Source organism: Paenibacillus sp. DMB5 (assembly GCF_001517085.1).
Lineage (GTDB): Bacteria > Bacillota > Bacilli > Paenibacillales > Paenibacillaceae > Paenibacillus_AQ.
The window spans coordinates 323,174-343,385 of record NZ_LRAC01000120.1 but is presented as its reverse complement, the minus strand read 5'-3'; the positions used below and the strand labels follow the sequence as shown (position 1 = coordinate 343,385).

17 protein-coding genes and 1 pseudogene are annotated in these 20,212 nt (G+C 47.8%); 11 read left to right on the top strand and 7 right to left on the bottom strand.

All coding sequences use genetic code 11. The annotated features are described in order from the left end of the window. Positions 1–218: 218 nt before the first annotated feature. From AWJ19_RS13765 to AWJ19_RS13755, 3 genes and pseudogenes are all read left to right on the top strand, one after another. A pseudogene (locus AWJ19_RS13765) lies at positions 219–1,141 on the top strand (NAD(P)/FAD-dependent oxidoreductase). A gap of 110 nt (positions 1,142–1,251) precedes the next feature. After that, a complete protein-coding gene (locus AWJ19_RS13760) occupies positions 1,252–1,803 on the top strand; it encodes a GNAT family N-acetyltransferase (protein ID WP_068724503.1) in 552 nt (183 codons plus the stop codon). A gap of 224 nt (positions 1,804–2,027) precedes the next feature. Then, positions 2,028–3,695, top strand: coding sequence for a DUF6138 family protein (locus AWJ19_RS13755; RefSeq protein ID WP_068724615.1), 1,668 nt, complete (start codon positions 2,028–2,030; stop codon positions 3,693–3,695). A gap of 83 nt (positions 3,696–3,778) precedes the next feature. Here the strand turns inward: AWJ19_RS13755 and AWJ19_RS13750 are convergent, their stop codons facing one another. The 4 genes from AWJ19_RS13750 to AWJ19_RS13735 form a co-directional block, all read right to left on the bottom strand. Continuing rightward, positions 3,779–4,204, bottom strand: a complete 426-nt coding sequence (locus AWJ19_RS13750; protein WP_068724500.1) for a MarR family transcriptional regulator — start codon at positions 4,202–4,204, stop codon at positions 3,779–3,781. 90 nt (positions 4,205–4,294) lie between these two features. Continuing rightward, the gene (locus AWJ19_RS13745) at positions 4,295–4,933 is read right to left on the bottom strand and encodes a nitroreductase family protein (protein ID WP_068724499.1); all 639 of its coding nucleotides are present in this window, start codon (positions 4,931–4,933) and stop codon (positions 4,295–4,297) included. 140 nt (positions 4,934–5,073) lie between these two features. Then, positions 5,074–6,228, bottom strand: a complete 1,155-nt coding sequence (locus tag AWJ19_RS13740) for a glycosyltransferase 61 family protein (RefSeq protein WP_068724497.1) — start codon at positions 6,226–6,228, stop codon at positions 5,074–5,076. A gap of 103 nt (positions 6,229–6,331) precedes the next feature. Next, positions 6,332–6,919 (bottom strand): AAA family ATPase, encoded by a 588-nt coding sequence (locus tag AWJ19_RS13735; protein WP_068724496.1) that lies wholly within the window; start codon positions 6,917–6,919, stop codon positions 6,332–6,334. Between the two features lie 129 nt (positions 6,920–7,048). Here AWJ19_RS13735 and AWJ19_RS13730 point away from each other — a divergent pair, with 129 nt between their 5' ends. Beyond that, on the top strand, positions 7,049–7,561 hold the full coding sequence (locus tag AWJ19_RS13730; protein ID WP_068724494.1) for a GNAT family N-acetyltransferase: 513 nt from the start codon (positions 7,049–7,051) through the stop codon (positions 7,559–7,561). Further along, positions 7,558–8,121, top strand: a complete 564-nt coding sequence (locus AWJ19_RS13725) for a hypothetical protein (RefSeq protein ID WP_068724492.1) — start codon at positions 7,558–7,560, stop codon at positions 8,119–8,121. The genes AWJ19_RS13730 and AWJ19_RS13725 overlap by 4 nt, the downstream gene beginning before the upstream one ends. Before the next feature lie 89 nt (positions 8,122–8,210). On the opposite strand, the gene AWJ19_RS13720 is transcribed toward AWJ19_RS13725, so the two are convergent. From AWJ19_RS13720 to AWJ19_RS13710, 3 genes are all read right to left on the bottom strand, one after another. Then, positions 8,211–9,935, bottom strand: a complete 1,725-nt coding sequence (locus AWJ19_RS13720) for an ABC transporter ATP-binding protein (protein ID WP_068724491.1) — start codon at positions 9,933–9,935, stop codon at positions 8,211–8,213. Positions 9,936–10,085: 150 nt separating this feature from the next. Further along, positions 10,086–11,135 (bottom strand): metalloregulator ArsR/SmtB family transcription factor, encoded by a 1,050-nt coding sequence (locus tag AWJ19_RS13715; protein ID WP_068724489.1) that lies wholly within the window; start codon positions 11,133–11,135, stop codon positions 10,086–10,088. Between the two features lie 287 nt (positions 11,136–11,422). After that, positions 11,423–12,292 carry an NmrA family NAD(P)-binding protein gene (locus AWJ19_RS13710; protein WP_068724488.1) on the bottom strand — a complete coding sequence of 290 codons (870 nt, stop codon included), beginning with the start codon at positions 12,290–12,292 and terminating at the stop codon, positions 11,423–11,425. A gap of 147 nt (positions 12,293–12,439) precedes the next feature. On the opposite strand from AWJ19_RS13710, the gene AWJ19_RS13705 reads away from it, so the two are divergent. The 6 genes from AWJ19_RS13705 to AWJ19_RS13685 all read left to right on the top strand — a co-directional run bounded on the left by AWJ19_RS13705 (position 12,440) and on the right by AWJ19_RS13685 (position 20,180). Beyond that, positions 12,440–13,042 carry a TetR/AcrR family transcriptional regulator gene (locus AWJ19_RS13705; protein ID WP_068724485.1) on the top strand — a complete coding sequence of 201 codons (603 nt, stop codon included), beginning with the start codon at positions 12,440–12,442 and terminating at the stop codon, positions 13,040–13,042. Between the two features lie 423 nt (positions 13,043–13,465). Continuing rightward, positions 13,466–14,233: a nucleotidyltransferase domain-containing protein gene (locus AWJ19_RS13700; RefSeq protein ID WP_068724484.1), complete on the top strand. Its 768-nt coding sequence runs from the start codon at positions 13,466–13,468 to the stop codon at positions 14,231–14,233. Between the two features lie 187 nt (positions 14,234–14,420). Further along, positions 14,421–16,277, top strand: a complete 1,857-nt coding sequence (locus AWJ19_RS13695) for a glycoside hydrolase family 13 protein (RefSeq protein WP_068724482.1) — start codon at positions 14,421–14,423, stop codon at positions 16,275–16,277. Positions 16,278–16,308: 31 nt separating this feature from the next. Next, entirely contained in the window at positions 16,309–18,615 is a 2,307-nt protein-coding gene (locus AWJ19_RS13690) for an amylo-alpha-1,6-glucosidase (protein ID WP_068724477.1), read from the top strand. Between the two features lie 189 nt (positions 18,616–18,804). After that, positions 18,805–18,981, top strand: coding sequence for a hypothetical protein (locus AWJ19_RS35220; protein WP_157890006.1), 177 nt, complete (start codon positions 18,805–18,807; stop codon positions 18,979–18,981). Between the two features lie 149 nt (positions 18,982–19,130). Further along, positions 19,131–20,180 (top strand): LacI family DNA-binding transcriptional regulator, encoded by a 1,050-nt coding sequence (locus tag AWJ19_RS13685; protein WP_068724475.1) that lies wholly within the window; start codon positions 19,131–19,133, stop codon positions 20,178–20,180. Positions 20,181–20,212 lie beyond the last annotated feature (32 nt).

The following is a 20,212-nucleotide window of genomic DNA, read 5'->3' as shown; positions in this document are numbered from 1 at the left end:
AGGCACGTTCCGCATAGTCCGGGGTGGACAGCAGAGCGTGCCTTAGGTCTTAAAGAAACTGGTGAAGGCCAAATTTTAACGGTAATACGGTTATATGATGCACTACGATGCAAGAAAAAGACTTGCTTTATGCACCTGTTCCGGCTATCGTAGATATAAGGAGTCTGTAATAGCTTTTTATAATTACGGATATTATAACTCTTGAAAGGGTGCTTTGGATGAGTGGAAAATCAGATGTAGTTATTATCGGCGGAGGACCGGCGGGTCTAAATGCAGCGTTAGTTCTGGGCCGGGCCGAAAATCTGTCATTGTGATTGACGATCTGCAGCCGAGGAATATCGTTACACGTGAGACACATGGCTTTCTTACAAGAGATGGGGCAAGTCCAAGGGAATTCCGGAAGACGGCGCATGAGGAGCTGGCGGCATATCCGTCTGTTAGCTGTGTCAGTGACACTGCTTCAGCCGTTTCAGGGAAAGATGGCGCTTTTGAAATTACAACAGTCTCAGGCGCGGTATATCATTGTAAGAAGCTGCTTTTTGCTGTTGGAAAAAAAGATCTTCCGCTGACCGTTGACGGACTGGCTGAGGTCTATGGCACAAGCGCCTTTGTCTGCCCGTATTGTGACGGCTGGGAGCTCCGGGACAAGAAGCTCATCCTGATTGTCAGTGGAGCCCACGCACTGCACCTGGCAAAAGTAATCTCCGGCTGGACGAAAGATTACAGTATTTGTACTAACGGGCCGGCGGAATTGACCGGTGAAGAACGCGGGGAGCTGGCGCGGCATGGGGTGCTGGTGCATGAAGCAGCAATAAGAACAATTGAATCGGAGGGAGGAATGGTGCAGCAGGTGGTTTTAGAGGATGAAACCAGACTTCCTTGCGAGGGGATTTTTTTCGCTCCCAAGCTGACAAGAGGCTCGGATCTCCCGCAAGCATTAGGCTGTGAAATGAATGATGGGGGCAGTGTACTCACTGATGATTTTGGCAAAACCAATATCCCCGGAGTCTTCTCAGCAGGAGATGCCGCCTCTGAAAAGTATCAGGCGATTGCAGCGGCAGCTTCCGGCGCGTTGACTGCCATTACCATCAATTCTGAGCTGAACGGAGAGGCATGGGATGCAAGTGTGTCAGTGGAATAGTGCAGTGTGGAAGTCTAAATTTACTGTGGTTTAGTGTATGGCCGCTTTTATAATCTGCCGGTAAACTGAATGTATCTTCAGAATAATCATGTGATGATGGAGGGAAATCATTGCGGGCGGCAACTGAAACCATAAATACTGTAAGGTTGAAGCTAAGACCATTTAGAGTGGAAGATGCACCGAGTATGCATGCTAACTGGATCAATGACATAGATGTCCAAAGCAATTACGGTGAACCTGTCTATAGTAGTATAGCTTTAGTAGAAGAGTTACTGCAGCAATGGGTGCTGTCCTATAATAGAAATGATTTTTACCGGTGGGCGATCATACTTAAAGATCATGAGGAATGTATTGGACAAATCGCCTTTTGTCAGGTTGACGAGGACCATCATCTTGCTGAAATTGAATACTGCATCGGCCGGTCGTATCAAAATAATGGGTATGCCACTGAGGCTTTAACAGCAGTAATACAGTATACCTTTACCCATACTTCACTGCACCGGCTGCAGGCATATCACCGCGGGCAGAATGCGGTATCTGGAAAGGTGATGCAGAAAGCTCATATGCAATATGAAGGTACACATAAAGAAAGTTACTATTATAGCGATACTGGAGTATACGATGATAAGCATTACTACGGAATCGTAAAAGTAACTATATGATTGTCATTAAAAAAAGAGCAGCCCCCGGCTGCTCTTTGACTCATTCACCGTAGATAAATCACCTAACCAGATAGGTTATCAGCGGATAACAGAGCTGGCCATTCCTGTTTTGGAGCAAATTTGAACAGTATATAAAGATACTGTAATATCTAATGTAATTAATAATAGAGTAGATTTCATAACCTCACTTCCGATATTGCTGTGTAAAGGAGCTTGTAATGGCCATGGATTATTCAATGGAAGCTATTCTTGAAGAAATGAAGCAGGAAATAGACAAGTGGATCGCATACATCAACGATAAGGATGCAGAGAAAATTGTAAAACGCACTACGCTTCAGGTCGGCATTCACGGGTACGCACTCCTTAAATATGAGGGTGGCAGAGTGGATGTGACGGATTACCCACTGGATTTATCTGTGCCGGGCAAAAGCAGGCTGAGTACCAGCGGCGGGCTTACAGAGGAGCAGGTGCGGGAGCAGATTGTTCCTGAGCTTGCCCGTTATATGCAGCATAGATTAAATTCACTCCCTTCTGCAGTGCTGGATTACCGGTTTAATTTTGAAGGGAACTTCCAAGTAATAAACGGCAGCACTGTCAAAGTGCCTATTCTCAAATATATGGACGACGCGAAGAAGCAGCTGCTGCTGGACCGGATCAGCTCCTATATCTCCAGCAAGCTTGAAGCCGGCAAATATCCGACCAAACCATTAGAAACTTTTTTCTTAGCCCGGCATCTGCTGGATGAAGAATTGTTTCCTGTCTTGGATTCCGGCAGAATCATTGGACTGTATGAGCGGATACAAGAGCTGAATAAGGGAAGCAAGCAGCTTGCAGAGCACCGCAATACACTGACCGTGGCCCTAAGGAATTGGGTTGAGGAGCAGTGGCTGCCCCGATACTTCGAGAACACAGGCAGCGAATGGCAGAAGGAATATACGAAGAAGAACGGTGCCGTGCTGGAGAAGAGCGGGAGCGGACAAGAAGCTGTAGAGCTGGTGATCTATAGTGCAGTAAGCATCCTCAGATATGAGCCTTCCTACAGCAGAAGCACCGGGCTCACCTTCCTGAATTGCGTGACCGCACTCGGCAGCACCCGGGCTGACCGGCTAATCCGGGAGGGCAGCGGAGCCTTGGCTGAGGATGTTACCAGACTTAAGGCTGAACTGGTGGATTGTATAGCTAATGATGTGTTTGCTGAGGTAAGTATCCATATGAAGCAGGAGTCAGGGGAGAGCTACGGTCAGGCGCTCCGGTTCCTGATTACGCTGCTTGAACGTGGCTTTCCCAAAAGCTATCAGATTAAGCTGAAATCTTCAGTTAAAAGCTGGCTGCCGATCAAGGGACTAGCCAAGTCGGGCACGCACCGTTTTTTTGCGAATGCGCTTGAGTACCCTGAGGTCCACCCGTTGCTGGAAGAGTACGCAAGGGCTGCCATGGAAACCTTCGAATGGTATACGGATGCGGAAGGGGAGAAGTGCTGCATGCCGGGCAGCTATGCGGTCTTTGGCCTTGGTCTCACAGACCGGGCATACTTCCCATTGGTCAGAGAATACATGGAAAAGGTAGACGTTGAACATCAGTCGGTCCAGAACGGGTTCACAGCAGCATTATATGGTCATTACGGCATTAGCACGGAGACTCTTTCTATTCTGGTTACGTGTATGCTGTACAGTACGGATTCATTAAAGCTAAAGATGATTAAAGAGATCGAGGATGATCAGCTGCTCACACTGCTGCTCAATCAGGTCCGCGGTCTCCAGTACTACCAGGTGGAACATCTTGTGTACCTTATTTGGGGCGGTAAGGACAAGCTGAAGAAGCTTGCTGACAAGGCTGAAGGGGATAAGAAGCAGGTTCTTGAAGAGCTGATGCAAGCTGCCAAACGCGGCTAACCTATCTCATGCATGAAGCATGATGACTCAGACTGGAGCCGGGTTCCGCGGCGGCGGACGCAAAATCCGCCTTATACGACACCTTAAAGATCCTTCAGATTGTGATGCAACCGGGTTAGCATGTCTGTCAGCAGACTCATCTCCTGCTCACTGAAGCCGTTAAGCAGCTGCCGGACGAATTCGGTCCGTTCCTTGTTAAGATTCACAATGCGACTCCGGCATTCCTCGGTCAGCCGCACAAAAGTCACCCGCTGATCTTCCGGGTTGCGTCTTCTGGTCACCATGCCTTCCGCCTCAAGCTGCTTCAGGTGACGTGTAATAGCAGCACTGTCGATGTGAATGGCCTTCTGCAGGTTACTCTGGGTTACCTCATCCGCGATATATAGCTGATATAGCAGATCGTACCTCGAAGAGCCGATGCCTGTGCAGCGCTCGAATTTCGGGCTGAGCTCATTACTCATTTTTTTGAGCAGGTACAATACAGCTTCTTGTTCCATTGAACAATTCATGGTGTTCCCTCCTTGATGTGATGTTAAAAGAAGACGGAGCTGTTCTCCGTCTTCTGCAATAGTTATTCAAGTAAGCAGATAATGTTTACCTTAAGCCCAAACTGTCGTTTGGTCAACTGGCAGACGGTAAGAAGTGAAGCCTTCACTGGCAGCCTTACCGATGGTCAGCAGCATGACCGGCAGATAGCGCTCTTTGTCCAATCCGAAGGCTTCAGCGATCTGGTCCTTCTCATAGCCGCCGATCGGATTCGTGTCGTACCCGTGCGCACGTGCAACCAGCATCAGCTGCATGGACACCAGCCCGGCATCGAGCAGAATAATATCGCGCATATCTTTATCGCTAATCTGCGAATACAGGGGCTTGAAGGCATTCAGCTGATAATCTTTTACTTCTTGCGGCATATAGCCGAGCTCTACAGCTTTACCATAGATTTCCTCTGCGTAATCGAAATTGTTCATGTCGCCAAAGATTGCAATGACAGCAGAGGCCTGAAGAACTTTCTCCTTATTGAAACGCGAGAGGGGAGCGAGCTTTTGCTTTCCTTCTTCACTGTCAATTACCAGGAAGCGCCATGGCTGCATATTGATAGACGAAGGAGCCGTACTGGCTTCCTTCAGAATTTCCGTCATTTCTTCTCTGCTGATTTTCACAGAGGGATCATAGGTTTTGATGGAACGGCGTCCATATACAATCTCATTAAAATCATTGGTTTGCTGAAATTCTTTCATGCTGGTTCTCTCCTTGAAGTTTATATTTTTATTTGATCCATCAATGATTGAGGGGTCAACTATTTATATATTCAATATATTTCAGATTCGCTTTGAATGCAATAGGAATGATATTACATCTGCGCTATCGAATGGTTTTTTCATATTTTTTGCTTGTTCAGTCCGGCTAAACCAAGAGTTTGCTTCAGCAGATCCAGATCCACCGATAAGTCCGCAAATCCCGAAAAACGGTCCTGCAGCGTTTCGTCAGCCTGCCCGTACATCATATAGTAATCGAGTTTGTTGTGGTTGCTGATCATCCAATAAGTAGGCACTACATGCCGTCTATGAAAAATTTCGACAACAACGGTTCCCATCATGCAAAAAGCAAGATTGGACAAGCCTGCACCATGCGGCGAAACAATCACTTTTGCGGAAGCAAACAGCTGAATTTGCTGGGCTACGGTCCAATCCTCCAGACAGACAGGAACGAAGCCATATGGCTCCAAACAACGGATTACTTCATTCTCATTGGTGATCCGGCGGGAAGAGGCTTTACTCCGGGAGATAAAAATACGGCCCGGAGCACGGAGCGTGGTGTCGCGTCCCGGCAGCATAAACTTACGCAGGACAGAAGTGGACCAAGGCGGGTAATGGGAATTCATCATCAGTGAAGGTGCCACCAGCAGTTCGGCCTGAATTTGCCGGTCTTCGCCCGTGCGGATCACAGACGATTCCGCTATGCCAAACATAGTTAACGTATCCTGTACGAAATTTCCATAAGGATTCGGGTTCATGATAAGGGTTTGAAAAGGGATATTTAGTATTCTAAGCATACCCAGACGCGGCAGCACATCATATAACCAATGAAAATAATTATGGCTCCCGCAAAAGGTCAACACGGCAGCCGTCCCCTGAAGGTCGTAATGCTCCCGGGCCTTCTGGCGGTGTAAAGCCGGGTGTTCCTCCGCTGTCAGCATTCTGTTAAGTTGTCCATCGTATTCCGGAGAAAGGTCGTAGATCAGTTTATCTTCCGATGTCAGGACTGAACCAGAGGGTCCCCAGACACGCCCATTTGGAATGTATGCAATATATCCGCCTTCGGGATGTAGAGTATAGGATTTCAAATACGGGTGAACTTCCGTTTCAACCGTTTTGGGGGCCTCATATTCAGCGGTTTCGCCAAAATCAAAAGGACTAAGCCTGATCCCGTCTCCAGAGGAAGCCGAAGCTTCCCATTCCCATACGTCTTGGTAAAACCCGGATGCACATAGATTTGTGCCTGCAGGGTTAGCCTTTCCGCTCATTTCTTCCATTATTCATCCCGCCATCCCCTTGTTATCTTGAAGCTATTTTATGCGGTCCGGGCTTAACGGGCACGAAGACGGAATAAATAGGCGGCACTGCGTTAACCCAGGCTTATTCCCCGTAGATAAACTGTTCCACTTTGCCCGCAGTCACATCAAGCTCAGGACTCGAATTGTCAATGACCGCTACATTTACTTCCGGCAGCGGCCAGGCGACCGTTCGGGGGCTGAATGCGGAGCGGAACAGCTCCCAGTTCCGGAACTTCCAGCCGTCAAGCGGAGAGTTGCGGCCGGCAATCCGTTCACGAAACAGCTCTTCGTCCTTCAAGGTGACCAGCACCACCTTCACTTCAACCTCCTGCAAAGTCATGCCGATCCGCTGCAGCTCAGTCTCAATCCAAGCCGGATCAGCAGCCTCCTTGGTGAAGGGTCCGACGACATAAAGATCGGCGGAGAGGCCGATGTTATCAAGTGCGGTATCCATAGTAATCCGGTAACCCAAATCACGGCAGAGCCTTTTATATTCGTCCGAATCCCGGTCATCAGGGTCAAGTCCGTGCATAGTCATTATTGCCGTGGCGGCAGGGCGTAACAGGATATCCATATCCAGTACCGCCGCCTTACGGCGGGAAGCCACAGCTTTGGCCAAACTTGTTTTGCCGGCGCCGCCAGGACCGAGAAAAAAGACGAGCTTGTTCATCATCAAATCTCCTTTATTATTGTCATAAGTGTATAGTAACCGGTTTCTGGCCTTTTACCAGTATAGTTCATTGCCCGGTTATCTTGTATAATTACAAAAGTAAATCGTACAAGATGGAGGCAGGGGCAAATGAAGATTAGACAGATAGAACATACGGACAACCGTTTCATTGAGCAAATCATCAGAGAATGTCTGATCGAATTTGGCGGCAACCGTGAAGGCCTCGCCTGGGCTGATGACAGCATGCATGATCTCTACAGCTATTACAACTCTGCTGATAACCGGGCATACTGGATTGTTGAGGAGGACGGCCAGGTGCTGGGCGGCTGCGGAATTGCACCTTTTGCAGAGTCGGATGAGGTGTGTGAGCTGCAAAAGATGTATCTTGCCAGCGCAACCAGAGGCACCGGTATTGCGGCTGAGCTGCTGAAGACTGCGCTGGATTTTGCAGCTCACCATTATAAGCAATGTTATCTGGAAACCCTGCAGACGATGGGTGCAGCGAACAGATTCTATCAGAAGCACGGTTTCACTATTCTTGATGAGCCGCTGGCCGGATCAGAGCATTTTGCGTGTGATGCCTGGTATATAAAAGCGCTTGAAAAGCATAACAAGCAGAGCATGAATAGGAGCTGCCTATGAGAAAACCGGTTATCGCAGTCGATATGGATGATACCATCTGTCATCTGGTTAAACGGGCTATTTACCATAACAACAATGATTTCCCGACGCATCTCCTCCGCTATGAGGATATGATTGACTGGAACACGGATCATTTGCGCCATCCCGACAGTACACAGGAGCTCTTTTTTGGGAGACCGGGGCTTTATGAGGAGCTGGAGCTGTTTGACGAGCATGTGGTGGAGGAAATGGAAAAGCTGCATAACGCCTATGATGTCATTATCGTTACTGCGGCTGCACCCAAGTCTGTCACCGAAAAGTGGAACTGGCTGCAGAAGCATATGCCATTTATTCCTGCTGAAAACTTCTTCACAGCTAAACGGAAGCATCTGATTAATTTTGATCTGCTGATCGACGACGGGCCGCATAATCTGCTGCCTGCTGTTCAGGAAGGTAAAAAGGTGCTGTGCATCCCGCATCCGTGGAATCTAAGGGCAAGGGAGGAGTATGCGTTTCCGCTGATGACCTCCTGGAAGGGTGCGAAGGAGCGGATTGATGAGCTGCTGCTGCTGGAGCGTTAATCCGCTGACCCAAAATCTAAAGAACTCCTCCGTCTGACTGCCTGTATCCAACGGGCAGCCATACGGAGGAGTTTTTTACATACAGAGAATTACGAGACTGGCAAGCTGTCAGCCATTTGAAGATCAGGTTCTTTTCTCTGGTAAAAGCGGCTGAAGCTGCCCCCGTAATCCCGCATCTCGCTTAGACTGCCACTCTCGGTAATTCTGCCGTCCTCCATAAACCAAATTTCGTCATACTGCTCAAGCAGCTCATCATTCAGATTGTGCGTAATTGTGATTAGTGTAAGATCCGGCAAAGCCAGCAGGCTGCTCTCAATCTCAAAGGCAGTCTGCCTGTCAACCGCAGATGTTCCTTCATCCAGAATCAGGATCGGCTTGCTGCGGATCAGAGCCCGGGCCACTGCAACCCGCTGACGCTGGCCGCCTGAGAGCCGGGAGCCATTTTCTCCGACAGCAGTAGATAGTCCTTCCGGCAGCTGCCGGACATAGGAATACAGGCTGCTGCTGCGGAGTGCCGCTTCCAGTACCTTTTCCGGAAACGGTTCATCCAAACAGATGTTGTGCTTAATGTCTGAGTCGAATAGAAATACATTCTGATGAATCATAGATGTTAAAAGAAGCATGGATTCGCTGTCCAGCGCTGATAGTTCAATACCGTCCAATAAGACAGAACCGTCATAGTCTTCGTAATACCCGCTGAGAAGCTTAACAAGCGTTGATTTCCCGCAGCCGCTCGGTCCGATTAGGGCGATTTTTTTTCCTTTGTGCAGCCTGAAATTTATATCCTTGAGGACGGGCTGGCCCTGCTGGTAACCAAAGCTGAGCTGCCGCACCTCCAAAGAATGTTCAAACACAGGTTTAGGCTGTTCTGATACTGAGGGCTGCTCCGCTTCGCCGGCAAGCTGTTCAATGCGCTGAAGGATTGGTTGCATGCTTCTGATCTTGGGAACATTCTGCATGATAACGAGCACAGGGCCGACCAGTCCGCCGCTTAGCTGGACCAGTGCAACCAGGCTGCCGGCGGAAATGTGACCGGTGATGATCAGATAGGCGGCAACGAACATGACGGTCAGCTGACTGAATATAGCCAGTGCCTCCGATATGCTTTCATTCGCAGCAAACAGCCGGTCGGCAGCAAAGCTGACATTGGCGGCATTTTGATTGGCCTGCTGAAATCCCTGTTCACTTTGCTTTTTAAGGCCAAAGGATCTGATCACTTCATATCCGGCCAAAAGATCTTTAATAAGTGCAGTGAAGCGGGACATCTCAGAAGATACGGCATTGAGCCTGCTCTGCAGCAGTCTTCCGAACAGCGAAGGGATCGTGAACATCAGTATCATGCCGATCGCGAGAATCAGTGTAATCAGCGGGCTTAACGAGAGGAGCACAATAAGAGAGGCTATAAAAATAACTGCGTTTTGAAAGGTTTGCAGGAAAGGCTGAAGAACATTTTCGATAACCAGCTTGATATCATTGGTCAGTGCTGACAGATAATCTGCTGTATTGGCCGCTTTGAAGTCAGCTGTATTTTTGTAGAGAACACCGCGGAATATCCGTTCCCTGATCGACACAGTAACATTGCGGACAAGGGCCTTACTGCATAAAGAATGGATGAATCCGGTCAGGCAAAGCATCAACAGGTAGACGATGGACACCAGGAGAATACGCTGGAAAAGCTGCATATCCCCCTGGAGCGCAGCATCAATTACTTCTTGCAAAACAAGAGCAATCAGCACACCGGCGGCAGCGGCAATCATACTGAACAGCAGAGTTACAGCCAACAGCAGCTTGTTGCGGGTTAAAGCGTGTTTCATCTCTAGATCAGCTCCATAATTAGATTTCGGTATAATTTGTAAGATGAAGATAACATACAAATATTAATTAAGTCAAATAAATTAGATCAACATCGAATATAAACTTATAAAAAAACTCCCCGAACCATGGTTACGGGAAGTCATTATCAATTATAAAAGAAACTGCTGCAAATCTGCGATCAGCTCCTGCATGTTCTCTGTGTGGAGATGATAGTATACTCTGCCGTTGTTTTTTTCGACCCGGACCATTCCGCAGGCAAGCAGGACGTTCATATGATGAGACATCGTTGCTGCTGTCAGTCCCAGCTGGTCGGCAATCTCCAGATTGTATTTGGGGCTTACCTTAAGTGAGGCAAGAATTTGTAATTTACTGTTATCGGCCAGCGCCTTCATCCGCAGCAGCAAAAGCTCTCTGGAATCAGAATGCTGCTTGCTGGCAATCGGCAGCATATCTACATATAACCCGTAATAGTGCTTGCCGGATAAAACCATCTGACCGAGCGGCAGGATGAGGGTAGGATAAACCTCCGGATTCTCATGATCTAACATGTTCACAAACTTAATAAACTGCTCATCCTGTTGCCGCTTAATGGACTGAACGTATGCAGGAATCAGCTTATTGATCTGCTTCTCATTCTCCCGGCGGGCTTTTTCAAAAGCCGGCAGATTCATTTTTACAATTTCTATAAGGGAAAGGAGGTGTTCACGCGGCTGGTGCAGCAGTGTCATCAGCTTCCATTTTGTAGCTTCCTTCAGCGGACTTCCGTTAAGAAAGCGGATCATTTCCTCCAGAGACTGAATGGACGACAGTTCCAGTTCTCGGGGAGAATGACTCTGCATCGCTTGCATTTCATTTATTGTTTTCAATATTTTATCCTGAACGGCCGTCTCAGCTATACCTTCCAGTGAAGTAAGCCACTCCGGATTTTCACTAAGCAATACCTGCAAAAGTAAGAAAAAGTCTGTAGTATCATCATTAAAAAAGAATACGGCGGTATCGTCCGTTTTCCTGTGTTTGGCGAAGCTGCCGATGTATTTTTCCATGATTTTCAGATGCTTGTTGTAAAAAGCTTCACCATCCAGGCCAAATTGTTCAAGGTCTTCAACCATTATTTTTCGGTAAGAGGCTTGATAGCTTACATACAATAATCCCATCGTTTCAAAGACCGGGTCCAGCTGTTCATGAATATGAAGTTTCATAGCGCCTCCGTCATGCGAGTAGTTTGGTGCTCATCTAATTAATTATATTGTGGTGTAATTGGATTGGCAAGGTAGTAGGGATGACGCGGTCACTGCTACGGAGAAAGGTCAAAAGAAAATAAAGTGTTAGACTATGCAAATAAAGGTTTAGACTTCCAATGCTGCATTAAGCTAGCGGATAGGATAGTTCCAATCGTTCTAAAAATTAAATGACCGTCCCCGGTTAAATACCGAGGAACGGTCGAAACCTAAAATTATGTCTTTGTAATCACGCACTGAAAGGTTAGTCAATTTAGATTCTGACGCGCCCATTCTGTCATGGTGGTTCCAGGACGTCCCAAAACCGTTAAGACGTCATCACGAACAACAGTTTGAGCAGTCATTTGACCTGCCGCTGCTAATTTCATCGTAATCACTGCGCTCTCCATGTAAGCACGTTCGGGAACTGTTGAAATCTGAGCAACATACGCTTCCAGGCTTGCAGGATCGAGTGTAATACACTTGATCTCTTTCCCTGAGGCTTCAGTTAGAATGTTAGCGACCTCTGGACCCGTTAGCACTTCCGTGCTCAACCAGTAATTAGCACCACCATGTTTCTCAGGACCCTCTCGCAACACGGTAGCAGCGACAGCGGCAATATCTGCTGCGAATACCCATCCTTGCGGCATGTCTCTCCAGTTGACTGTGAAAGAACCCGTTTCCGTTATATTAGCGAAGACCGTGTCCGTAATGACATTAGGGTGCAGATGCGTCCAAGCAATTTTACTTGCTTCAATATACGTTTCTATAAGGTCATGCCAGATAAAATGGGGGATAATATCACGACGCGAGGTGAAGACACCTAGATGAACGATGTGACTTATGCCTGCATCGACCGCTGCGTCGACCAGTTGTTTACTTTGGATCAGCATATCAGCCGTGTAACCAGTTAGTAAAAATACCCGATCGACGCCCGCTAATGCTGAAGCGAAGGTTGTCGGCTCATTTAGGTCAAGTACAACGGCTTCACGGCCCTCAGTTTGCCACTTCTCAGCAATTTCCCGACGACTTGTCGCCAGACGAAGTACAATGCCCTCGCCGTTTTTATCGAATTCTTTGACTACTTTTGAACCTACGGTACCGGACGCACCGATAATCAATACTCTTGGTGTTGTCATATAGAAGTTCCTCCAGAAGTTATATATATGGAACAATGTAGTTCCGTAATGAAATAATAACAGAAGCAATTATAGAACGCAATAGTACCGAATTGTTGGGGTGAAAATTGTATGATATTATAAGTCAAGGAAGGTGGCTAAGGTATTATGTCATATGATAAACAGCACGAAACAGAAGAAAAAAGAGGGCGCCCTATAGATTTGTCACGGAATAAAGTAATTCTTGAAACAACTTTAGATTTGCTAGCAGAAAACGGATATGATTCATTAACAATAGAAGCGGTTGCAATAAAGGCTAAAGTGGGGAAGGGTACAATTTATAGGCGTTGGTCTTCAAAAATGGAACTTGTAATTGAGGCCGCAACTGTAATGAGTCCTCTCGAAATATCACTAATGAAATTGAATACAAATCAAAACTTACGTGGACAGTTGATTGACCTGCTTTCTGTTATATTTTTGCAAGATAATATGAAATATCAGAAAGCCATGAATGCGATATGTAATGCTGTTAATGAACAATTAGACAAAGGTATGCGTGAGGCTTTTTACAAGCGGTATAGAAACGTTTTCGAATCGATTCTCGAACCTTATGTAAAAGAACATCTTATTACTGACGACGATTTAGAGCTAATTACAGATATTGGACCCGCTTTAGCTATGTATAACTATAGAAACCAGTCTACTAGTGTTCATTATGTTGAACGAATTGTTGATAAAATAATATTGCCAATAGTATTAAAACAAGTGTAAGTGATGGAATGGAAAGAAAGTCAATGTAAATTCAGCCTTCCGCCTTGCCAACAGCAGGCAATATCTATTGCGCTAACGGGAAACGCTAGTTTTATATAGCTTATAGATTAAAACCTCCCCTTAGAAGCAAACCAGATTTAATAGCTTCTAAGGGGAGGTTTTGATATGAAATTATAAGAGTTGTGGAGTTTGTATGAGGCAGACAAGCGAATACAAGGATTCAGTCCAAAAACATTAAAAGCATACGCCTTACAACACAAGATGTTAGTGATGGAGCTAGGCAATCTCGATGTCACAGAGGTAACGTTAAACCTACTAAAGGAGTAGTTGAATGTTTTCGCGTATAACTTAAGTCATCACGAATTTACGAAGTTCGCAAAAAGACGTTAGCCGAAAGAAGCTACTAGTTTAGGAGGAGTCTATATGATATTAGAAAAAGTTATAAACAGAATTGTAATACAAAGTGAATATAAGGATTTCGTTGATAAGTATACAAATACTATACTTACCGAATTTCAAGGCAAGATTCATAGCATTTATATGTGTGGCTCGATTCCAAAAGGAACTGCTAAACCTTTTAAGTCAGATGCAGACTTTACTATTGTATGTGTAAATCCGAATGATATTGATTATAAAAGATTGTCAAATATTAAAGACAGGCTTTTGGAAGAATATCCAGTTGTAACTAAGATTGATACGATAATTTGCTCGATTGACGATGTATTAAGTAAACCAAATGAGTGGGGTTTTTGGGTAAAGATCATTTGTGTTTGCATATATGGTCATGACGTTGGTGAAAAAGTACCACCGATAATTATTTCTCCAGAGTTCATTTTAGACTTAAATACCGAGACCAAGGAGGAAGTTGATCGTATACATAGTTTACTTTCTAATGCTAGTGATAACACAATGAAAACTAGATATATTAAAGGCTACTCCAAGAGATTAATTCGTGCATTATACTCTTTGGTTTTAGAAGATGCAGGTGTATGGCAAGATGACATTATTAAGATGAAGAATGACATATTAAACTATTGTGAGATTGACTCCACTTTAGTTGATTATCTGTATGCTTGTTACTTGGATAGTAATGTACTTGTTGAAGAGTTTCTGGGAATTGCAGATCAAGTATATAGCTATTTTGAGAACGCCTTAAATGCAATAGCTGCTTCCAGAATTTCCTTCGGATAACACCATATTGACGCTCCGGCTGAGAAGCGAGTGACCACATCCAGCCCCCTTAGCCCGAAAGGACGTCACTGCTTATTATTTTCCTAGAACAGAATCCGGATTGACAGACTCTTTGAGAGAGCGATATACTAACATCACTTAAACGTATAAGTTAAGCTTGTTATTCCATTTTAAGGAGTGTTATATTATGGATTTAGCATCCTTTTATCATGAGCCTAAGGGGCCTTTTTCGTACGCCTACGATACTGAAACACTGCATATCCGCATCAAAACCAAAAAAGATGACTTGAAGTCAGTCACTGTACTGGCGATGGACCCGTTCAACTGGAAGCCGGTCTCCAAAGATTCGCATGTCTATGAATTTGCTGTGGATCAGATGCAGCGGGTTGAGATGAAAAAGGAATATGTGACCCGATACCATGACTGCTGGTTTGCCGAGCTTACCGGGTTTAACTGGAGAAGAATTAAATACGCTTTTGTGCTGGATGACGGCATTGAGTGCTGCTTCGCAGGCTGCCAGCGTTTTACAACGTTAGAACGGGACTGGACACCACCTAAGGACTATACGAACTACTATAATTATCCGTACATTTTGGAAGAAGACCTATATACAGCGCCGGCATGGGTTCCGGATACAGTGTGGTACCAGATTTTCCCTGACCGTTTTAATCGAAGTGCCACAGCTGCTCCTTCTGAAGAAATTCTGGAATGGGGCAGTGACCAGCTTGACGGTAACGGGAAAAAGTTTGGCGGGAATCTGCAGGGAATCAGCGAAAAGCTTGACTATATCCGTGATCTCGGCTGCACCGGAATCTACTTTACCCCGCTGTTTGATTCACCGAGCTCCCACAAGTATGATACAAGGGATTATTTCAAGATTGATCCGAGCTTCGGCGACAATGAGGCTTTCGGTAGAATGGTGGAGGAAGCGCACAAGCGAGGCATTCGTGTGATGCTGGATGCGGTGTTCAATCACTGCGGTTATGAGCATCCGTTCTGGCAGGATGTGCTGAAGCATGGCAGACGTTCGCCATATTATGACTATTTTTATATTCTGGATGGAGATAAGGAGATTGTTCCGGACACGGAGCTGGCCGCCAGGGAAGGCTATTATTTCGGGGAGCACCTGAATTACCGCACGTTTGCCTATACAGAGATGATGCCCAAATGGAATACCGGCAATCCGGCCGCGCGGGAATATCTGATCAGTGCAGCCGTCTACTGGACGGAGCGTTATAACATTGACGGCTGGAGGCTCGATGTCGCTAATGAGGTATCCCATGATTTCTGGCGGGAATTCCGCAAAAGAATCAAGGCCATCCGCAGTGATATCTATATCCTCGGGGAAAACTGGCTCTACTCCAATCCGTGGCTGCAGGGCGACCAGTTCGATGCGGTGATGAACTATGAATTTACCTGGCCTGTTACCCGTTTCTTCGGGACAAATCTCCCGGTGGAGGAGCAGTACACTTCACAGGATTTCAAGTATGCCATTAACCAGCTGCTCATCAGCTATCCCAAGCATGTAGCCCGTAATATGTTCAATCCGCTGGACAGTCATGACACGGCACGGATTCTGCATTTTTGCGGTGACAACACGGAGCTGGTTAAGCTTACTTATGTTTTTCTGCTGACGTACGGCGGTTCACCGAGTATTTACTATGGCGGGGAAGTCGGGCTTAGCGGCGACGAGCATCACAACCGGCAGTGTATGCCCTGGAACCCGGAGGAGCAAAATCATGATCTGTATGACACTGTACGCAGACTGATCGGACTCCGGCGACAGAACCCGCTTTTCAAAGAGATTGATCTGGAATGGCTGTCTGCCGGGGGAAGTGAAGAAACAGTGGTTTATAAAAAATCCGCCGGCGGCGCTGCCCTGTACGTGCTGCTTCACAACTCGGCCGATGCTGCTGTTGTTAAGCTGCCTGATCAGCTGCAAAACCGGAGCTTAAGAGATTTGTATAACGGAATGGAGCTGGCAGCCGCTTCGGAAATCCGCATGGAGCCTTATTCCTTCCTGCTGCTGGCAGACGGGGAATAGACAACTTGAATATCAGCAGGAGGCAGATGTTATGACAGTCGATAATGTACCAGAGCTTTTGGATCAAATGAAGATAAGGGTCAGCCGTGAGAACAACCGTGCCGTCTCTTTTACCAATAAAGAAGCCGCCTATTATTACACACAATCACATCTGAATGATCATCCCGAGCATGCTTATTTTGAGGGGATGAATGTCGCGAAAAACCGGATTTTCGGCGGATACACCTTATATGCAGACGGGCAGGAGCTGGATAATGAGCTGGCTGAAGTTACGGTTAGTCCCTATTCGCTGGTCCGGACCCATGGCAGATTGACTGAGGAGCTGTGGCTGTTCGATTACCGGAATGTACTGGAGGTCATTGTTTCAGGGGCTAGTACTGAGATAGGCATCTCCTTAAAGGGAGAAGCGCTGGAATATCTGAAGCTTGAAGGAAACACGGCATTGTTCAAAGCAATGGAGGGGGAATGGATCGTTGCACTGCGTCCCGGAAAAGAGCAGCCGCTTAGTGAAAAGGACGGAGTCTTTCTGACAATGGCTGCGGCCGGAGGCTTTTTCATAGCCTGTGCACGGACGGCTGAAGAAGCAGTCAAGCTGATTGAGGATACAGAGCGGCAGGCTGACGCATTAAAAGGAGAGCGTGTCCGGCGTTTGGCGGAATTTTTGCAGAATAATGTTTACCTGAGCAGCAGCAATGAGGAGCTAACCCTCGCTTTGAACTGGATCAGCCTGACGATGGATCAGCTGGTGACCAGACAGCAGGGTGAGGGGATCTATGCCGGACTTCCGTGGTTCAACGAGTATTGGGGACGCGACCAGTTTATAGCAATGCCTGGTGCAGTGCTGGTCAGCGGCCAGTTTGAAACGGCAAGGCAGATTCTGCTGTCTTTTGCGGAATACCAGAACAGGGATGCGGCTTCTAAATATTATGGGCGGGTCCCGAACATTCTGGCTCCTGAAAACATCGATTACCACACTACCGACGGCACACCGCGGTTTATCATTCAGCTGCAGGACTATGTAAAATATTCCGGCGACACTGCACTTATTGAACAGCTGTATCCCGCCGTGTGCAGCAGCATCGAAGGCTCGCTCCGGTATTGGGTGGACGAAAAGGGCTATCTTACCCACGATGACAATGAGACGTGGATGGATGCGCGGGATGCTGAGCTGAAATCATACTCTCCGCGTGATACCCGGGCCAATGATATTCAGGCGTTATGGTACGGCCAGCTGCGGGCAGGTGTATATTTTGCCGATTATATGCAGGATCAGGAGAAAGCGGAGCGGTGGGGCCGTGTGGCTGACAGGTTGCAAAAGAATTTTGCGGCCGATTTCCATGATCCGGCCTATCCGTATCTGGCCGACCGGTTGGATGCGGACGGCGTGCCGGAGTTCACGCTGCGCCCGAATCAGCTGTTTGCCTTTGACCTGTTTGATGACCGGGCGTTCAAGGATACAGCTGTCCGCACAGCATGGGAGGAGCTGGTTTATCCTTGGGGCACGGCCTCGCTGGACCGGAGGCACCCGTTTTTTCATCCGTTCCATCTGACAGAGCAGTATCATAAGGACGAAGCCTATCATAACGGTACCGTATGGACCTGGCTGAACGGCATTGCCATGCAGCGGATGATTGAAGCCGGGCAGGAGGAGACGGCCTATGAGCTGTTCAGCAATATGAACCGGCAGGCGCTGGAGCTTGGTGTAGTTGGCGGACTCAGTGAAAACCAGGATGCTTATCCGCAGGAAGGAGCAAGCCGCGCGAAGCTGACTGGCGCTTACCTGCAGGCCTGGTCGAACTCGGAGCAGCTGAGGGTATGGTATCAGTATTTCCTGGGCATCCGCCCTGATCTGATCCTGGGGAAGGTTACTCTCGCCCCTCGGATGCCGCAGGAGCTGACCGATGTGCAGGTTCGGGTTAAGGCAGGGGAAGGAAGCATTGAGGCGGATTATTCTTCTGCTTCTGGCGGTGAGCAAGTGTTTGTTTTTTGTTTTGCGGGAGTAGAGCTTGCCGCAATCGTTGATGTTTCACCATTTGAGCTGCTGGAAATACCAGTGGCAGACGGAAATGAGCTGCGGATCATGCTTAACGGGGAAAAGCTGATGGCTGAGCTGCTGGACGGGAACGGGCAGCTGGCAGGACAATGGTCAGCAGACATTTCTGCTGACAGAGCCGCGCAGCAGCTTCAGAGCGATAAGATCTTTGATGGCGTACAGTTTGCGGAGCCGCTGGCTTTATCAGAGCATCCGGTGATGGAGCGGCGGTCAGCTGCGGTGGACGGAAAGACAGTTGCGGTGGATGCAAAGACAGCTGCGGTGGATGGAAAGACAGAGGAGTAAATATAGTTTTGGGCAGGGTAAGTGTTGGTGGAGCTCTATAATTGTGAGCCTCCACACCTGCTTGGAGACATAGTGGGAAAAATCCCTTTATATTGGCTTGCCTGGGGAGAAAATGCTGATATAAAGGGATTTTTCCGTTAATGAGGCCTTTTGTGGGGTGAGTGAGGTGGAATAAGGGGATTTTTCCCTTTGACAGGCTCACCTTGGAGTGAAAATGATAAATCAAAGGGATTTTTCCCTTTGACAGGCTCACCTTGGGGTGAAAATGATAAATCAAAGGGATTATTCCCTTTGATGGGACTCACCATGGGTGAAAATGCAGAATCAAAGGGATTTTTCCCTTTGATGGGGCCCACCCTGGGGTGAAGGAGCTGAATCAAAGGGATTTATCCCTTTGATTCCTTCCCAGGCATTTAGACGGCGGGCTCACCGCCACCTATGTGCATTCCTACAGCTCCATAAATGGGTCTATGCACATCTAATAACACGTGTTATACTTTTGCCGAGGTGCTGATATGAGCAAAAAAAGAGTGACCAGCCACGATGTAGCCAAGCTGGCGGGTGTATCCCGCAGCGTTGTATCCGCTGTGCTGAATGATACACCGGGCATCGGGGTAAGCGCCCAGACCCGGGAGGCGGTACTGCACGCGATCGCAGAGCTGAACTATCATGTGGATGCCCAGGCGCGCAGTATGAAGACCGGCCGCAGTATGACGCTGGCCGCGTTCGGTGATACCGGACATCCGCTGTTTATGCGGCTGCTTGAAGGGATGCAGCGGGAATGCGAAGCGGCAAGATACCACATTCTGCTCTGCTCTCCGGGGGAGCGGAGGCCGGGTGAAGCCAGAAGCGCGCTGCTGGACCTGTATCACCAGCGCAAGATAGACGGGATTGTAACGCTGGACAATACCAGCTACCGCAGTGCTGACTGGGCCGCCAAAGTGCATGACGCCGGTGTTCCCTACGTCTCCGTGGAAGGATACGCAGAGACAGAAGGAGTCTACTCTGTGCTGGCAGACTATAGAGGCAGTGTTCTAACAGCACTGGATTATCTCTGCAGGGATGAAGCAGAGTGTCAGGCGGGGCCGGTCTATGCGGAGGTACATCACGGAACAGACGGAAGACGGATCAACTGGTCCGAGAAAAACCGACGCAACGCCTATAAAGATTGGTGCAGCGGGCACGGCTATCAGCCGCAGATCCGGCGGATGGATGAATTAGAGGGCGCCCAAGGCTGGATTAGCTGGCTGACTGAGCTTCAGGCGCAGGCCGGCAACACATTGCCGCCGGTGCTGGTGAACTGGTCAAGTACAATTCCCGACCTCTACCGTGCAGCCCGTCAGCTTGATCTCATCATAGGTGATACGCTGAAGGTTATGGCCGCGGATAATACTATCCAGGGTGACCGCCTTAGTGTTCCGCGGCTTAGCTGTGTAGAAATTCCGTATGTAAGAATGGGAGAAGAGGCAGTGCGCTGTATCCTTAAGCAACTGGAGCAGGGGGGCGCTGGCGAACCGGGCAAACTGTGGCTGCCGGCAGTGTTGAGACCGGGAGAGAGTGCTTAGAATTTGGTTTATGAAGCGAATGAGAGAGTGCT

Bases quoted from the DNA above. Each gene is read 5' to 3' on its own strand.
- AWJ19_RS13725 (WP_068724492.1), top strand. From the start codon at position 7,558: ATGAGAAAACCGGTTATCGCAGTCGATATGGATGATACCATCTGTCAT.
- AWJ19_RS13715 (WP_068724489.1), bottom strand. From the start codon at position 11,135: ATGAAACTTCATATTCATGAACAGCTGGACCCGGTCTTTGAAACGATG.
- AWJ19_RS13750 (WP_068724500.1), bottom strand. From the start codon at position 4,204: ATGAATTGTTCAATGGAACAAGAAGCTGTATTGTACCTGCTCAAAAAA.
- AWJ19_RS13710 (WP_068724488.1), bottom strand. From the start codon at position 12,292: ATGACAACACCAAGAGTATTGATTATCGGTGCGTCCGGTACCGTAGGT.
- AWJ19_RS13745 (WP_068724499.1), bottom strand. From the start codon at position 4,933: ATGAAAGAATTTCAGCAAACCAATGATTTTAATGAGATTGTATATGGA.
- AWJ19_RS13685 (WP_068724475.1), top strand. From the start codon at position 19,131: ATGAGCAAAAAAAGAGTGACCAGCCACGATGTAGCCAAGCTGGCGGGT.
- AWJ19_RS13705 (WP_068724485.1), top strand. From the start codon at position 12,440: ATGTCATATGATAAACAGCACGAAACAGAAGAAAAAAGAGGGCGCCCT.
- AWJ19_RS13740 (WP_068724497.1), bottom strand. From the start codon at position 6,228: ATGGAAGAAATGAGCGGAAAGGCTAACCCTGCAGGCACAAATCTATGT.
- AWJ19_RS13755 (WP_068724615.1), top strand. From the start codon at position 2,028: ATGGATTATTCAATGGAAGCTATTCTTGAAGAAATGAAGCAGGAAATA.
- AWJ19_RS13695 (WP_068724482.1), top strand. From the start codon at position 14,421: ATGGATTTAGCATCCTTTTATCATGAGCCTAAGGGGCCTTTTTCGTAC.
- AWJ19_RS13690 (WP_068724477.1), top strand. From the start codon at position 16,309: ATGACAGTCGATAATGTACCAGAGCTTTTGGATCAAATGAAGATAAGG.
- AWJ19_RS13735 (WP_068724496.1), bottom strand. From the start codon at position 6,919: ATGAACAAGCTCGTCTTTTTTCTCGGTCCTGGCGGCGCCGGCAAAACA.
- AWJ19_RS13720 (WP_068724491.1), bottom strand. From the start codon at position 9,935: ATGAAACACGCTTTAACCCGCAACAAGCTGCTGTTGGCTGTAACTCTG.
- AWJ19_RS13730 (WP_068724494.1), top strand. From the start codon at position 7,049: ATGAAGATTAGACAGATAGAACATACGGACAACCGTTTCATTGAGCAA.
- AWJ19_RS13700 (WP_068724484.1), top strand. From the start codon at position 13,466: ATGATATTAGAAAAAGTTATAAACAGAATTGTAATACAAAGTGAATAT.